The 16,312-nt window shown below is 34.5% G+C and carries 12 protein-coding genes; 1 reads left to right on the plus strand and 11 read right to left on the minus strand.

What is annotated here, in order from left to right; translation table 11 throughout:
- The coding region (locus ACEWK1_RS24185; protein WP_416636734.1) for a hypothetical protein at positions 1–1,226 on the minus strand (1,226 nt) is incomplete at its 3' end.
- A gap of 121 nt (positions 1,227–1,347) precedes the next feature.
- Here ACEWK1_RS24185 and ACEWK1_RS24190 point away from each other — a divergent pair.
- Complete coding sequence (locus ACEWK1_RS24190) at positions 1,348–2,631, plus strand: DNA cytosine methyltransferase (protein ID WP_212135007.1); 1,284 nt, start codon at positions 1,348–1,350, stop codon at positions 2,629–2,631.
- 599 nt (positions 2,632–3,230) lie between these two features.
- Here the strand turns inward: ACEWK1_RS24190 and ACEWK1_RS24195 are convergent.
- The 10 genes from ACEWK1_RS24195 to ACEWK1_RS24240 all read right to left on the minus strand — a co-directional run bounded on the left by ACEWK1_RS24195 (position 3,231) and on the right by ACEWK1_RS24240 (position 16,121).
- Positions 3,231–4,100, minus strand: a complete 870-nt coding sequence (locus ACEWK1_RS24195) for a GIY-YIG nuclease family protein (RefSeq protein WP_212135009.1) — start codon at positions 4,098–4,100, stop codon at positions 3,231–3,233.
- Positions 4,101–4,135: 35 nt separating this feature from the next.
- The gene (locus tag ACEWK1_RS24200; RefSeq protein ID WP_212135011.1) at positions 4,136–6,538 is read right to left on the minus strand and encodes a DEAD/DEAH box helicase family protein; all 2,403 of its coding nucleotides are present in this window, start codon (positions 6,536–6,538) and stop codon (positions 4,136–4,138) included.
- Positions 6,531–6,857 carry a nucleoside triphosphate pyrophosphohydrolase gene (locus tag ACEWK1_RS24205; protein ID WP_212135013.1) on the minus strand — a complete coding sequence of 109 codons (327 nt, stop codon included), beginning with the start codon at positions 6,855–6,857 and terminating at the stop codon, positions 6,531–6,533. Before ACEWK1_RS24205 ends, ACEWK1_RS24200 begins: the two co-directional genes overlap by 8 nt.
- 16 nt (positions 6,858–6,873) lie before the next feature.
- Complete coding sequence (locus ACEWK1_RS24210) at positions 6,874–7,236, minus strand: HIT family protein (RefSeq protein ID WP_212135015.1); 363 nt, start codon at positions 7,234–7,236, stop codon at positions 6,874–6,876.
- Between the two features lie 299 nt (positions 7,237–7,535).
- Positions 7,536–8,150 carry a class D sortase gene (locus ACEWK1_RS24215; protein WP_212135017.1) on the minus strand — a complete coding sequence of 205 codons (615 nt, stop codon included), beginning with the start codon at positions 8,148–8,150 and terminating at the stop codon, positions 7,536–7,538.
- A gap of 67 nt (positions 8,151–8,217) precedes the next feature.
- Positions 8,218–8,556 (minus strand): LPXTG cell wall anchor domain-containing protein, encoded by a 339-nt coding sequence (locus ACEWK1_RS24220; protein ID WP_212135019.1) that lies wholly within the window; start codon positions 8,554–8,556, stop codon positions 8,218–8,220.
- A gap of 448 nt (positions 8,557–9,004) precedes the next feature.
- Positions 9,005–12,076, minus strand: coding sequence for a glycosyl hydrolase (locus tag ACEWK1_RS24225; protein ID WP_212135021.1), 3,072 nt, complete (start codon positions 12,074–12,076; stop codon positions 9,005–9,007).
- A 662-nt stretch (positions 12,077–12,738) separates the two neighbouring features.
- Complete coding sequence (locus tag ACEWK1_RS24230) at positions 12,739–13,665, minus strand: phytanoyl-CoA dioxygenase family protein (RefSeq protein WP_212135023.1); 927 nt, start codon at positions 13,663–13,665, stop codon at positions 12,739–12,741.
- 631 nt (positions 13,666–14,296) lie between these two features.
- Positions 14,297–14,830 carry a DUF4230 domain-containing protein gene (locus tag ACEWK1_RS24235; RefSeq protein ID WP_212135025.1) on the minus strand — a complete coding sequence of 178 codons (534 nt, stop codon included), beginning with the start codon at positions 14,828–14,830 and terminating at the stop codon, positions 14,297–14,299.
- Between the two features lie 292 nt (positions 14,831–15,122).
- Positions 15,123–16,121, minus strand: a complete 999-nt coding sequence (locus ACEWK1_RS24240; protein ID WP_212135027.1) for a restriction endonuclease — start codon at positions 16,119–16,121, stop codon at positions 15,123–15,125.
- Between the last annotated feature and the right edge of the window lie 191 nt (positions 16,122–16,312).

A 16,312-nucleotide genomic window follows, 5' to 3' on the forward strand; every position in this document is an offset into this window, starting at 1 on the left:
TATTGATTATCAACGAACAAAATTAATTCTAAATCACTATTATCTAAACGGTCTTTTAGATAATTATCCGGGACTAGTTGGATACTATCAATTTTATATTGTCCATATTTATCACTAAGATACTCGTTCAACCTCTTCAATGTGACCTTAGAAGCTTTATGTAGCGTAATCAAATCTTCATGTGAGATAACTGGGGAATATTTTTTTAACATATCTTGATATTCTTCTGGATCTACTTGAGTAGTTATTGGATTAGCTTTTAAAATCTGATAGTACACCATAGCTTCGTTACACTTTCCTATTGCATTACTAATATTTTTAGTCTCTTCTTGAATATGCCTATTAATTATACTTTCAAAGTTCAAAATCGTATCTAAGTTTTGCTGTAAAAGGATTTCCTCTACAGGGAAATTTTCATAACTTGTCGCTAATTTAACAGAAGATGTAGGACTACTTTCAAACTTAAATCGGAGAAGTATTGCTTCTTCTCCAGAACGAATTCCTATTGTGTTTTTCCCCTTTTTATATATGCTAACTCTTTTTAATACATTTCTATTAGTTTTTAACTCCTCTACAAACAAACACTTGTTCTCGTTTGTGTATCGAGTTATAATATTAGTGCTATCTTTCATTAGTAGTTCCCTGAATGCATGCTCTATTCCTGTATTATTTGTGTTAAACTCGTTCGTTAATAAACGAAAACAGAATTCTCTTAAATTAAATAAAAAACTTTGACGTGAAGGTTCAATTTCGGTTACAAACTTAGGATAGTAACTTTTTACTTTGGCCCTAAGGTCTCTTATTTTGTCATAAACGTTAAGTGATTCTTTCGACTCAACAACTGCTCTTAAAAAATACTCATATTCATCTACAAAATAGTTATTAAAACATTCTTGTAATTTGTCTGATAAAAAATACTTTGCCAGGAAGCTTTTGGCTCCCAAGTTTTTTGGTTGAATTACTGCATTACCTTTAGTATAGAATAGATTTATTTTAATTTGTTTATCACTCTTGAGTAGTAAACAAAGATCCGGATGAAAGTCCGGTTTTTCAGTTTCAAATTTATTATGTACCCCTTTAATATCTGGGTATAATTTCATTATATATTCAACTGTTTCCTTCGTAGTATCAGGAAACTCTTGAATTGGTTTTCCAGTAAGAAGGTTTTTTAGTGCATTGAAGACATTTATTACATGTTCATCTCCAATTTTCCTAGATTGATTCATAATTTCACCCCACATATACAACATTTTACCCCAAAATATCTTAATGTTACATAATAATCTGTATACTGGCCTTTTCTAATTCTTCATGTTAAAATAAACAATAGTGAATGGAGGTACTTTTATGAAAATTGAAGAACGAGGTAGAGCAAAATACCGTCCGTTAAAAGATTACGATGTTAAACAAGTTAAAAATTTATTAATAGAGAAAATTAAACAAGAACAAGAGAATGCTCAAGAATTAGCTGGAGAAGACAATCTAGAATTAATAAATAGAAACCCTGCAAAACTTAACCTGGTAAGCCTATTTTCAGGTTGTGGCGGCCTAGATTTAGGTGTAGAACTTGCTGGATTGGATGCTGTAAAAGGAAAAGAAGAAACAAATGATTTGTTAAAATCCCATGACAATTTTTTTGATCACAGAAATGAAAGTATATTTCATACTATTTTTTCTGTAGACATGTTTAAGGAAGCAAATCAAACATATCGCCAGAATTTCCCTGCCACTGTAATTCAAAATGAAAAAGATATTAGAAGAATTAGGAATTTCCCGGGCTGTGATATTGTTTTAGGAGGGTTTCCTTGTCCTGGATTTAGTGAAGCTGGACCAAGATTAATTGATGATGAAAGAAACTTCTTATATATTCACTTCATACGCTGCTTAATTCAGACAAAACCATCATTTTTTATTGCGGAGAATGTAAAAGGTATGCTGACGTTAGGAAAAGGAGAAGTTATTAAACAAATTATCCAAGATTTTGAATCTGCAGGCTATAACGTCAAGTTTAAACTTGTAAACGCACGAGATTACGGTGTGCCACAAAACAGAGAACGAGTATTTATTGTCGGAGTAAGGGAAGATATTAATTTTGAATATAATTTTCCAGATCCTACCCATGGTTTGAATGAAAGTCAGATACCATATGTTACTTTAGCAGATGCAATTAGTGACTTAGAGCAAAATCCGGGTGAATGGTTTGAAGGAAGTTTTTCGCCTATGTATCTTTCTCGTAATAGAAAGAAAGATTGGGTCGAACAAAGCTTTACTATACAAGCATCAGGAAGACAAGCCCCTCTTCATCCAAGTGGTGAGCCAATGATTAAAATTGGACCTGATAACTGGGAATTACCTGGTGATATAAAATCACATAGACGACTCTCAGTAAAAGAAATTGCAAGAATACAAACATTTCCTGATTGGTTTAAATTTTCGGATGGCAATAACAATACAATAAGTCAGAATGGTCGATTAAATAAAGTATACAAACAGATTGGAAATGCTGTCCCTGTTGAGCTAGCTCGAGCTATCACTCAACCAATTGCTGATTGGTGTATAAATAATATGGAGACTATTATTAATAAACGAAATAATATTCAGCAATTAGAACTATTTGATTCGTTTAAATAGAAAACAACCTTATCTTTTTACTCAAATATATTAATTAACAATAAAGAGCTCGGAACATTTATAGAGTTGTTTTATCCAACTTTATAAAGTACCGAGCATTATTATAGGCAAAAAATATTTTCAGATAGATGATTAATCTTCGTTTATTTAAAACTTTAATGTGTTGTAATTCATTCATAAACCTTACATATATTTAATTAATTTTTTATCCGATTATATTTGATCTAGCTTATCCGATATATTATAAACTAATCTTCCACTACTTATTATTTCATTAAATACTTATCCCAACAAAAGTAATATTACTTTCCTATAATAATGAATTTCTAAACTTTTTAATCTCTATTACAAAAATAAAAACTATATTACGTAGAGGGTAATCATTAATTAAAAGCAAAGTTTGTATTTGAAGGTTAGTGTATTCTTAAAAATTACAAATTGGTTAAAAAGACTAAACATACAGTTTCAAGCATCTGGATAGTTTAAAAACAATCCTAAAGAGTTTATAATTGAATGTAATCCATTTTTAAGATGAACATTTTCACAACTTATTATTAAATAAGAGATACCGGTGGTCGGGGTCGAACAAATTTTCAGCCTTACTCAACACCCTTCCTTTTTATACTATCCAAAGTAACCCCATCAATATTCTTCCATTCAATCCAACCATTCCCATTCCTACCTAAAACAATAGAAGCTGCTTGACTTGGTGAAGAAAATAGATGGTCTCTTCTAAAGGTGTATATTCCATTTACAATTGTAACGATGTTTTCGTTTAGTAGATTCTCTCTTATAGTTATCAAGTAATTATGTATGCTGTTTGATGTTTCTTTGGACATTTGAGAGCCTTCAATAACAACAAATCCTTCTTCATTATACTCTCCTTTTGCTTCTACACCTTTACCCTTACAGAAAAAGATATGATCTTTTTGTATGATTGGGTTATCTGTTTCTTTTGTTTTCCTTAATTCTTCAAATAGTGGGTACCCAAGGGTGGAAAGTAGTAATTTTATTGTTTCCAGGATATCGTTTAAATCATACTGTCTCCATTCGGGCACAAAGGAGTTGGCAGGTACTGTTTGATCAAGTTTATACCGATTTCTATTTAAAGCAATTTCATAAGAAGTACGTTCTAAAAACTTCACATCTGATTTTGTAAACTGATTTTGCTTATTGTTTGTAACTATGACAATGGCTACATCCCAGAAGTCTTTATCACGATTATGTTGTTTTAGTCGTTCAAAGCAGTTTTCTGCTTCCCCTATATAAACCTTAGGATTTGCATCATCCTCGTCTTGTCCAAACAAAAGGTAAACTCCAACATTTTTCACTTCAGGTCTTTGGCCCGCTTCGTCAATTTTATTTCGTGGGATTAAAATTGCTTGAACAGTTCTATTAGTGATTTCCGCAATTTTAATTCCTCTTGGTGATCCAAAAGGTAAAAATATCTGTATTGTTCTCCCTGACAAATTTAACAGTTCCCTTCATTTATAAATATGATTATTTATTTTGTCTTTCTCTCAAAATGATAATGCAGCCTATACTCACAGATCTCTTTGGTCCAATCAAATATCACTTCTTCTTCTTCTTTATCAACTTGCAAAGCAAAAGAAAACTCGTTATCCTCAAATATCACTATCCCCTTCGAACTCCCACTCCATTTAGACATTGGCATCTTTGATATCAATCGACTTATCTTCAGTTCATTGTAATCCCACAAAGCCTTAGTCTCTTTATCATAAAAATCAATTTGTTTTCTATAGTTGGTTTCGGTCAAATAAGAATGAAAGAAAGGCCCAACCTCTTCTGGTGTAACGGCTTTGTACCAATCCGAAGGACCTCTTTCTAACATGGCTAGCAACAAAACCATTTTATAGCTTTTAGCCATACCCGTTTTTTCAACTTCAACAAGCCAATCTTCATATTTTTGGAAAACTAACTTTTCTTGTTCTGTTAGCTCCTCAGCCGAATTTAAAAATCCAATGTAAGATTTAAACTCTTGTCGATATTGAATTGATTCTGATTGACCTTTTAAATGAAGCTCAAGATATGTAGGTCTTCTTCCTAATTCCTGCTTTAAATCACGATAGCTTTGTAAAAGCTTTTCTTTTCTAGGCTGTTTTTTCTTGGTCATTTCTTTTAGTAGATTAATGACATTTAATTCTAAGTTAATACCACAACTTTGTGGCACGGTTGGAATAGTGGTTATTTCCTTCCCTTTTCTTTCACTTGTATCAAACAAACTCAATTTAATATCAGCATTTCGATAGTTTCCAATTAAATCAATGATGACACAGTGATCTTTGTTGTCGTGTAATCGAAGACCTCGACCAACTTGCTGAGTAAAAACCGTTAGAGATTCTGTTGGTCTGACAAAAAGAAGTGTATCAACTGCTGGGATGTCGACACCTTCATTAAATAAATCAACGGTGAAGATGGCATCAAGTTCTCCTTGTTCTAGCTGCTTTATTGCTTCGTCTCTACGAATGTCTTTTTGCTTCGAATGTAAACTAATGGTGTTATAGTTATTTTGATTAAAGTATTGTGATAAAAATCTTGCATGTTTTATTGAAGAACAAAAAACAAGCGTTTTAGTTTTTTTATGCTTTTCCCAAGCATCAAGAATATTTTGAGCCATTTCGTCCCTGAGTTGAGCTTGTAAGAGTTCTTCTTCATTATAGCGATTGCCTAACCATGTTATCTGACTATAATCCGTTTCATCATAAACTCCATAATATTGGAATGGAGCTAACCAGTCTCGTTGAATCGCTTCTAAGAAATCAATCCGATAAGCAACATTTCCATCACAAATGGAATACACATCTTTGTTATCATTTCGATTTGGTGTTGCGGTAATTCCTAATAAAAAGGAAGGCTGAAAATAATCAAGCACGCGTTGATAGGATGCTGCTGCAGCATGATGAAATTCGTCGATGACAATAAGATCGAAGTCATCTGGTTTAAATACCTCAAGATGCTGCTTCATGCTTAACGTAAAAATAGATGCAAAAACATGATCAACATTTGCTTCTTTTTTGTTTCCATTATAAATTCCAAATGTACTTTTTTTGATTATTGTTGAGAAAGACTTTTGTGCCTGAGTGAGAATCTCTTCTCGATGTGCAATAAATAAAACACGTTTAAACTGTTTCCCAAAGAAACCAGCTAAATATGTTTTACCTAATCCTGTTGCCATTACTACTAGAGCTGATTTGTATCCCTCTTCATATGTTTTTTCTAATTCTTCCAAAGCTTCAATCTGTGCAAAACGTGGCTGGATTTCGCCATACTCAGATGACTCCTCTGCTAAATGCATATCTTTTTCTTTACTAGGAAGCATTAGTTCAATTTCCTCTAACTCTGACCATTTTTTCGCAAGATTCGGATGCTTCTCATGGTACTTTTCGTATTTTTCCTGGTAGCTTTTTATCGTTTCTACATTCACTGGTATCGTTTGCTCATGGTACATTAGCTTCGTAAATTGATCCATTGCTTCCTTAAAGACATCTGGATCTTTGTCAATAGAAACATTCCACTCTATTCCACTTGTTAGGGCAGATCTTGATAGATTAGACGACCCAATAACAAGATGACCTTCCTCATTAAGGTGAAAAAGATAGGCCTTTGGGTGAAAAGAAACTCCATTACTGTTCCAGAGTCTAACTTCAATTGTAGAATGAATTTCCACCAGTGCCTTTAGTGCTTCCGGCTGTGTAATATATAAATAATCTCCAGTACATAATTTGATATCAACGCCTCTTTCAGCAGCACGTTTAAGTGGTTCACGAAGTAGCTCGACCCCTGATTTCATAACAAAAGAAGTTAAAATACAAATGGTTGAAGCATGTTCTATTTTTTCAAGCAGATGTGAAATAAGCTGATCTGTTATTAACTCAACTTTACTCATCTTCAACCTCTATCAAATAAATTTTCTCTTTAAAACCACCACGTTCTTCTGCTTTCTTAGCCCTAATTTGCTCAACTTCTCCGATTGATGAGCCATGATATTCCACTAAAGCATGAACGACTTCTAAAAGATCTGCTAATTCTTCAAGAGAGCTGGCCTTGTCGTTTGCATCCACAAACTCCTGTAATTCTTCAAACCCTTTTTCCTGTAGCTTTTTTATGTATTCTTCATGAGATAATATAGAAGTTTTATAAGCTTTCCCGGTTTTCTCAATAATTTCTGGAATTCTGTCTCTAACAAGCTTGTTATATACTGGCATATTGCTTTTCTCCCTTTTAGTAAATTCTTTTATCTGGAATAACTCCCCGTACTCCACCACGAGGCTCTTCCATATCCCCTTTAAATCTTGGAATGAGATGAACATGGACATGAAAAATGGTTTGTCCTGCTACTTCTCCATTATTGATTCCGATGTTGTATCCGTCTGGCTTGTGTTCTCTATCTAATAAAGCTTTTCCTTCAAATAATAAGGAATCAATTGCTTGTCTTTCTTCTATGGTTAAATCAAAATATTGCTCCACATGTCGTTTAGGAATGAGTAGTAAGTGTCCTTTGTTTACTGGGTATATATCGTAAAATGCAATGGATAAGTCATTTTGTAATACGGGCTCTATATTTGAACAAAATGGACAGTTCACAATTATCCCCCTTTATCTATTCATTTTAGTTCCTTTTGCAATAACTTAATTTTACCTCATTCGACAATAATTGTTAATTTTACATAATAATACGTATTAAATTAATAGTTTATAAAGCTAGATGTATTGCGGAAACATAGGCTAAACTAATTATTTTTGGTTTATTATTTTAAAAACTATAAAATAAAATGACCTCTGTTCAAAACAGAGATCATCTAATTAAAACTTAAGGGCATCAATATAGTCTGTTCCATCCCTCTTATGTGCTTCTACTGAATAAAGAGTTGTTACTTTTCACTTTATTTTTCAATCACATCAATTAACTCACTCTGAATAATATACCTATGTGGGGCTTTCCCTATAAATTCAAATGGGTAGCAGGTTGAAATGGTGAGGAGAGGCTGTTCTTTTCTAACAATGACGGTTCGATCTTCTTTGTTTGTGATAAAGATTTTTCTAATTTGGTAAACGTAAGTACTGCCTTCAAAGTCAATGGATAATGCATCCCCAATTTTGAGTTCACCCATTTCTTCAAATACAGTATCTCGGTGCCCCGATAAAAGGACATGTCCATTTTCATTAGGGAGGACTGTCCATTTGCTTTTATGCATTCCTACACCTGACTTTAAGGTTTCACTATCCGTTCCTAGGAAGATTGGATACTTATTATTAATGGTTGGTATATGTAATTCCCCTATCTCTTCACCCATTTGTACGTGAGGCTTCCCATTACTTTCATTACTATTTTTTATTTGAATTCCTTCATGATATGTATCCTCGTATCCTAGGTATTGATTTAATTCTTCATCGCTCATTTGTTGAATTGCTTGTCTTTGCTGCCACCAATCAACTCCAAAGTAGACAAATTGAGCGAACCCTAGAAATATCATTACTAAACCAATTTTTCGTTGCATGTCATCACCTTCAGTCAAGTAAAGGTAGGCGTAAAGCCTACCCTTCAATCATTGCATTAGTTATTTGTTAGTCGACCTGTTTTTTTCGTAAAAGAAACAATGCACCAATAGCGGCAGTCATGATACCTAGTGCCATCATGATTGGATTATTTGTTGCTGTTTCAGGTAATGTTCCTCCACCTTGCATTCCTTCGCCAATTTGAGTTTCACCTTCATTTGTTTCAGTTCCGCCCTCATTAGCTTGTAGATCTGCTACGTATTCGTCGTAATCAGCTTGTGATACTTCACATGGTAAACCATCATTGTCTCTGTCAAGATCGTGTGGGTCATTTGTTGCACTATATCCGTTACTGTGCCAAAAATCCATTAAGCCTTGAGGGTCGTTAGTGAAATCTGCACAGTTCATATCCAAAGTGCATGTGTAACTTGGAATCCACTAAAAATAATACCGAAAGATAGAACAGTAAGTGTGATAAGCTTTTTAAGCAATTTTTCTTCCTCCTACATTTAAAATATATGTATTGTCTATAGACAACCAAAAATAGCTTTTGTAAAAATCTGTATTATATGCACTGTTATTTCACAGAATTTAAAGGCATCAATAAAATTCACTCTTCCTTTTTCTTGTTAAACACAAGCACTAGTCAATCTAAGTAGGTTCTTTTACATCTCTATCAATTACTTTCCCATTTTTAGAATTGACCTCCTCCTAATTTGTTTACTAGGAATGTTTATGAAGCCTTTTAGTGTAAACATAAGTTTTGCGTAACATTTAAATATGACAAAAAACGTCTCAACCCAGTAATACCAAAGGTTTGAGACGTTTTTGATTAATTTAGAAGGCTTAATTCAATTTACTTGCTTTTATTATCCTTTAATACATCGGTTGGAAGTTCAAATTTCTCATACGTTATCAATGTTGCTTCACCAGTCAATCCATATTCCTGAGCTGGTAGAAACCCCCACAAACGATTATTTAAATTACTAGTTACCTTAATTTCCAATGTGTTTTTCCCTTTCACAATTAGTTTAGAAATATCTATACCTGGATTCGTTATATCAATAGCACCTGCTTTATCTCCATTTACATATAGAGAAGCAGTACCTCCGTTTAGCGAACCAAGCTTTAAATAAACACCATTATGTTTATTCCAGTTAGTTGGTATTGTGAAAGAAGTAGTATATGACCCAATCCCGGATACCGATTTCCCTACTTTTTCAATTTCTTTCCAAGGTATTAGTTTTGTTAATCCAACATTAATCAATGGTTTATTTGTTTCAAAATATTCTTCGACAGTAATGTAACCTAAGCCACGGTCTTCTTTACGGGTTACCCTATCTCCCGGTTGCCAGTCTTCCACCACTAGATTCCAGTTAGTTAGAGAAATATTCTCTGGAACCTTCAATTGTTTTTCAAACTTTTTACCATTACTTAAATGTGCATAATAATTTCCACTTTTAGTTACCATTAAATTTACTTTACCATCGACGATTGTGACTTCATCAACATTACTATCTGTTACAAACCCTTCATCTTGAACATTTGGATCTAATGCAAACACAGCAGTTTCTCCAGGAGCTAATGTAATATCAACAACTGTTTTTCCTTCTTCAATTTTATATTTACCAATTTCCTTAACATCACCAGTCCATGTATCAATTAAGTATGGTTTATAAACACCATCTATAGAAATTTGTGTGGAGTAAGCCTCTTTATCAGAATACATGTAATTGTATACGTAGAGGTACTTTGCATCGTCACTTTCTCGCATGAACGACAATAACTTTTTATTAGCATCCGCATATTCTGCACGTGGGTTCACACCTAAATCTCGCAACGCGGCTTTTGCTGCTTCACCGCTGTTAACTACAGCAACATTATTCAATTCTTTTAAGTTTGCCATTACCTCTACTAATTTCTCATCTTTTCCATCTTTAAAAGGTGTCCGTAACCCTGCACCGTTATGTGTCACAGTATGTTCTGGACGTGTTAATTCCTGAATTTCACCATCAACAATTACTACTGGAAGGCCTTCTTTTGCCCATTCATATATTACTTCTGCACTTTCATATTGGAGTTCTTCCTGATATAGAATGAGTGCCTGATATCCTGGTCCATCCGGCTGAACAACCCCATTTTTATAATCTATATTCTTATCAGTTAAAATACCAGGTGAAAAATAATTATAAGTATATCCAGTATTTTGTAAGGTCATATCTTGCCAGTACATTCCTTTATTATTGCGGAAAAAATTATTCGTATAATCTCTAGTTCTTTGCGCCCATGAAGCGTTTGCAAAATAATCTGTTCGAAGGATGCCGATGTCCACTCTTGGGCTACCCTGCTGTAGAATTTTTTGTAAGCGTGCTATATGTGTATTAATCTCCTTGTAATCACGTGATGCTGGTTGTCGGTTATTAAATCGTCCAGAGATGTACTTCCACATCCCTTCATAGCCGGGCCATTCAACTTGACCTGCAGGACCCGCTTGTGAGGAATAACCATGAAATACTGTTCTTGCAATGCCAGATGCAAACTGTGCATTAATAATTTGTAAAAAATGATTATAATCAAAGGTATAGTTTATATAGGATGCACCTGTTTCACTTGAAAACACCTTATTGTAAAGTTGTGCAGCTCCTGCCATTGTCCTGTAAGCTTCAATTTCACTTCCAAAAGTGAACGACTCCGTTTCAGCGTAATCTAGTGACTTTATAGGCTCCGATATTTCAAGATATTGTCCGTATGAGCTTTGTCCACGTAAGCTAATTCCTATATCGTTTAACCATTTTTTTAAAACATCTAGGAATTCTTCCATATAAAGTTCAGTGTATGTTTGTCCCAAATCATTTCTTATTTTTTTGCTTAACTCACTTTGCCCTTCAATATCGTACTGATAAGATATATCAGTTGCCGTGAAGCCCTTTCCTTCTTTAACAATGATTAATGGTAAGTATTTTGTTAAATCATAGCCACGTCTATTTTTAAACTCATCTAGAAAATCAGTAGTCCAAAACTGCTGAGTTGAACTTCGACCTGTTGTATGCTTTTCAATTGAGTCCATAAACATATTTACATTTCCATTTTTTTTAATCTCTTGAATTAATTCTTTTGTGAACACATTTTTATCCCAGTAATCGATTAGAGCATGAGCTCCTTCTTTTGAATAGTAATTAATGGTATATGCTGGTTCAACAGCTGGTTCATTAGTTTGACCTGTACCATAGCTCCAGAAGAAAAACATCTCATAATTACCGTCAGATGGTGCAGTCCATTCTATAGTCCATCCTTTATCCGTTTCAACAGCTAAGTTGGTGATGTCTGTTAAGGCTTCGTTATTCAATTTGCCAGCTTTATCGGTCAGCTTAGCTGTCGTCACTCGAACTAAATTAGCCTTTGTTACTCCATCTGGTAACTCTGGTTTAGGAATCGAGCCGGCAAATGATTCACCTGCTTTTAGTTCTAATGATTTAAAACCAAGTTCTTGTGATGCTGATTCATCATCTGGTGTTATTCCTATTAAATTAGCAGTGCCCCAATGTGTACCATTTGTAAAACTTACACCTAATCCTAAATCCGTGGCTTGCTTAATAATGAATTGGGAATCGTGTATCCATTCTTCAGAACCCCATGCATACCGATCTGGATCAAGTGAATCTTCATCAAGAGTCACAAACTCGACTCCACCGAATCCATTGTCTTTAATTTCTTGGAGTGACTCTAGCAAGGTTTCATCTGTATGAGACCCCTGCGCCAACCACCACCTAGTCTCTGGGCGGTATCTCATTTCTGGGTATTCGTATAAGGTACGCATTTTATCTAAGAATGGATTTGTTCTAGATTGTTCACTACTTTGTGCTAGACTAATAGGTATTGATGTAAATAGGAGAAAAATACACAGCGTTATAGTAACAACTTTTTTCATACAAAAACCCCTTCTTTTCAGTAATAATCTAGAGCATCTCATTATGTTTTTAATGTAATAAAAAGTAGAAATTGCTCTAGTAACAGCCAATTGCCCACTTTACTAAATATGCCATGCTTAATTTCACCCTTTCCCACCATTAAGCAATGCACATCCACTAATGATAAAAATAAACTCCCTATCCCCCCTGCCATCAATAAGTAATCGCTTTCCAAAAATTCCTTACTAATAATTCCCCCTCAAAAATACTAGTTAATATAACAACCATAGCATTTTTCTGAATATTCTAACATATAACATTCTTCAGGTATGGGTGTGGATCTTCGGTTCTTTGTGGAAATACATTTAAAATCCATTCTTATGGAAAAGGAAAGGTATGCTGCTTTACTCCAGCTCATACGAAAGACGGGATGTTAAATGAAAACGTCTCAAGGTTATTAGCAGAAAAAATGAATTGGACGATCTCTAAATAAATAACTGAATGGAGGACAAGTAAAATTCTCCCTCCACCCAAAATGCGTTCAAACTTGAGGTGGTACACAGAAATACAAATGTATCAGGAAATATTTTAAAAGATAATAATCTTTTTAGAATAAGAATTAATGAACCTAAAAGAAATAGAGGAGCTGCTAAATACTTGCAGCTCCTCTATTAATAGTCTGTTATATTGTAGCTTCTTTATGTAGTACCGATTTAATACTCCACTCCAATGGTGAATAGTTCCCATCTGGACGGTTTAAGTTGATTCTCTCAGTTAGTGGAGTAGTCCGATTACACATGAATCGAGGAACGCCTGAATGATTCTGTGAGGCAGCATGATATAAAAACGGGTGGCATAAAATCACATCTCCAGGGCTTCCGGTGGTTTCAATAACCTTAAGCTTGATACCGTCTTCATCAACATAAGGATTTTCCATAAATTTTTCGATCCGATCTTGTTCATTATTCGTTGTGTCATCCTTTTGATTAGAGGCAGTTAATTCGGAAAACCACGGGTGCTGCTTATTCAAAGCACGAATGCCCTCTTCAAGCTCAATTCCGTCAGGTTGCTCTGAAAGAAATTTTGCTATTACTTTATGTGAACCTTCTGCTACAAGTGTGCCCCCACCTTGTTTTCCTATTTCAGAGAATAAATTTAAGCAAAGTAGGCCTTGTTCAGGACTGTCAATATAATGGCGAAAATGAATACCATCCCAATGCCATCCAGTAGTCGGTACGCTCCATGGTTTGTTAGCACCTTGAGAAAAATTAACTGGCCACCATCCATAGCCAACCTTCTTATCACTCTCACCATATACTGTCCTGTCCGCCCATCGCCCCTCACCAACAAGATCCTCAATGGCATCTGCTAATCTTGTTGTATTACATTTCTGGAATTCATCATGCTCATAGGTTTCATTTAATTGGACCATTTCTTCAGTCCAAGTTGAACTATCATCCTTTAGAACTCCTCGTTTTTCAACATTCTCCCATACTATACTTTGAGCTTCTAACGCCACCTCTTTAGGAAATGCTTGTTCAACCTTTACCCAACCTAATTCGATAAACTGATTGACTTGCTCTTGAGTTAACACCTTATAATTCGTCAAAGTACTTCCTCCTTTAAATATGGACAAATCCAAAAGAATAAAGCTTATCTTTTCCTAACCATTATTTACCTCTTCCCACTATTGAGAGCCTTTAGTTTTAACAGTTTTCTCATGGATGAAGATAAAATAATAAGGTGGTTCATCCTTCCTCTCGAAAATAGATAACGCGGAGAAAGGGCTTTCATTTCTTGATGCTAACGATCATGCTGCTTGTTTCCTATTCTTATATTATAATAGATTTCACTTAGTTTGTCTGTTAGATAAAGTAAGTTTGTTATGTTTTTTTAAATTTTGGATTTTACTTGGTCAGACCCCCAGGTTATACAATTATCTCAAGAAGATGTAATACAAGCAGATCAATAATTAACTCACCTTTACTAATCTTCAACCTCAATCAGTAAATTCTTTCAATAAAAGGTGGGTATTTTCTTTGCCAATACACGCATACTAAATAACAAATAGCGAAAATATATGGTAAAAGATTGTCGAGTACTTCAATAATAAGAATTCAGGATTTCTATGGTTCCCCTCATAAATAACAGAACAGACCTGTCCCAAGTAACATAGACAGGCCTTCATAACTAGTTAAACCTAATATTTACCCTATAACCAATTTTCTTGAAAAATTCCTTTAACACTTTTCTGCACTTTTCTCTGCAGTATCTAGTAAACCTACAGAGATGGCATCTTGACGAATTTGCTCTTGTGCCTCAGCGGCCTTCTCAAACCCCTCATTCATTTTAATATCACCACGGAAAAACCCTCCATTGTCAACGGCTTGTATTTTATCTAATTGTAATGATGGGTCCTGAATGATCTTTGCATGAGGAAGAGTAATATCTATTTCTTTTGTTTCTTCATTAATAACCATGTCCTCAGCAGTAATCCCTTTCAAATCAACCCCAGCAATAACCGTTCCAGGTACAACTAATAGTAGTTCTCGCTTTGTTCCTGGCAGATCAATGGGGATTTCTTTCCCGAAAATCTTATTATCCTCTTCGTGTAGAACGGCTTTCATATGAGCTTCAGCTGTTGCCAATGTGGCTAGCTCTTGAACGTGTTCAACAAACGTGACAGATTCTTGTTTGAAGGTACTCCCCGTAGACAGCCAAATTCCTACTGAAGTTATGACTACTAAAACAAGGATGGCTAAAATTATCTTCAATATATTAGCAGGCTTTAAAATTCCTTTTGGTGGAGATAAAGATCTTGAGTTATAATCTACAGCAATAGTTCTGCACTTTGCTGTTGTACTTCATTTAATTCTCTTAACTGTCTTTCTAGCTGTGCAATTCTTTCGTCTTTTTCTTCGGTAATTTCTCTATTTGTAACCATTTTTATCCTTTCATTATTACCATTTCAGTGTTTATCAAATTAATTAACTGATCTATTATGTAGGAAATTTTTTAAACTAATAACACACTAAAGAATTATATACTAAAATTTTAAAATATTAATTACGACGAAGCACTAAGTCCTTTTAAATACAATTTAGCGATTTGCTCCTGTTCAATAATTCTCCACTTTACCTCTCTCTGCAAATCATTTCGTAGCTGCTCCACCCTTTCATCCACCTCATCATAAAAGTCAGATGAAAGGTCACCAATGATAAAGAGATAAGCAAGGGAAGCATCTGAATTTCTAATACATCTTTCCAAATCGTCAAGTGGCCTTTTCGTATTCACTTTCCCTTGATAATTTTTACATTGAACTGGGATGTCGTCATGTAGGATGAACCCATCAAGAGGGTCCAGTATTCTCATCGTTAAATCCCAGCCCTTTCCACTATCACCTTGTTTCTTTACTTCGAGTCCAGGTGTGGCATCAATTAAATCTGTTACAAACTGTTCAAAATAAGCACTTGGCCAATTCTTTGAAATTCTCTTATACGTCTGAGCGACTACCGACTCTTCTAAAGCAGTTCTCTCATAATCAATCGATCTAAGACTTTGATTTGCCTTATGAAAACTTTCATCTTCTTCCATCGATTTCTTCACTATTAAATCAAGCTCTTCCTTAGAATCCTCATCATATATCTCGTAATAATGCCCTCGCTTAGAAAGATGATGACGGAGAGATTGTGAAACAGCTTCTGATTTCACCTGAATAAAAGAATTCGTTAGAAGTTTACATTCAACATAATGATTGAAATCTTTCTCTTGTGGATCTGTCGAACCGTATTCCCCAACTATTTCAGCAATAAGAAATTGCCTTAGCGGTTGACCAAGCTGTATGATGAGACGATCTCCAGCCTTAAGTCTATTAATCAAAAACTGTGTATATCTCCATACCACTTTCTCCTTTGTAGACCTCTCTTTAGCCTCTTTACTCTTAATGATATGTAAATTGGACCCCGGCGAACTCCAACCAAACCTTGCGCGCCCTTCATTTAGTTCCTTAAGCATCCATTCTTCTTGCCCATCTCGTATTGATACATATTTAAAATACCGTGTCATTTTATTCACCTCTTAAAATAATTTTGATTTATAATCATCCTACCAATCTATATGCTTAAATTTACTAGTACAAAATTCTACAAAAAACTACAAAATCCTTTTTTTATTTGAATGAGGCATGGGGAAGGAACAGATACCACTCCCTGAAGTTGACAATGCCGGGTTGTGTATTTTTAAAATAAGGTGATTTA

The sequence above is a fragment of the Metabacillus sp. YM-086 genome (genome assembly GCF_048059995.1).
Classification (GTDB): Bacteria; Bacillota; Bacilli; order Bacillales; family Bacillaceae; genus Metabacillus; species Metabacillus litoralis_B.

What these genes read in the sequence shown, in the direction of transcription:
- ACEWK1_RS24190 (WP_212135007.1), top strand. Translation starts at nt 1,348, where the DNA reads ATGAAAATTGAAGAACGAGGTAGAGCAAAATACCGTCCGTTAAAAGAT.
- ACEWK1_RS24200 (WP_212135011.1), bottom strand. Translation starts at nt 6,538, where the DNA reads ATGAGTAAAGTTGAGTTAATAACAGATCAGCTTATTTCACATCTGCTT.
- ACEWK1_RS24205 (WP_212135013.1), bottom strand. Translation starts at nt 6,857, where the DNA reads ATGCCAGTATATAACAAGCTTGTTAGAGACAGAATTCCAGAAATTATT.
- ACEWK1_RS24215 (WP_212135017.1), bottom strand. Translation starts at nt 8,150, where the DNA reads ATGCAACGAAAAATTGGTTTAGTAATGATATTTCTAGGGTTCGCTCAA.
- ACEWK1_RS24220 (WP_212135019.1), bottom strand. Translation starts at nt 8,556, where the DNA reads ATGAACTGTGCAGATTTCACTAACGACCCTCAAGGCTTAATGGATTTT.
- ACEWK1_RS24225 (WP_212135021.1), bottom strand. Translation starts at nt 12,076, where the DNA reads ATGAAAAAAGTTGTTACTATAACGCTGTGTATTTTTCTCCTATTTACA.
- ACEWK1_RS24240 (WP_212135027.1), bottom strand. Translation starts at nt 16,121, where the DNA reads ATGACACGGTATTTTAAATATGTATCAATACGAGATGGGCAAGAAGAA.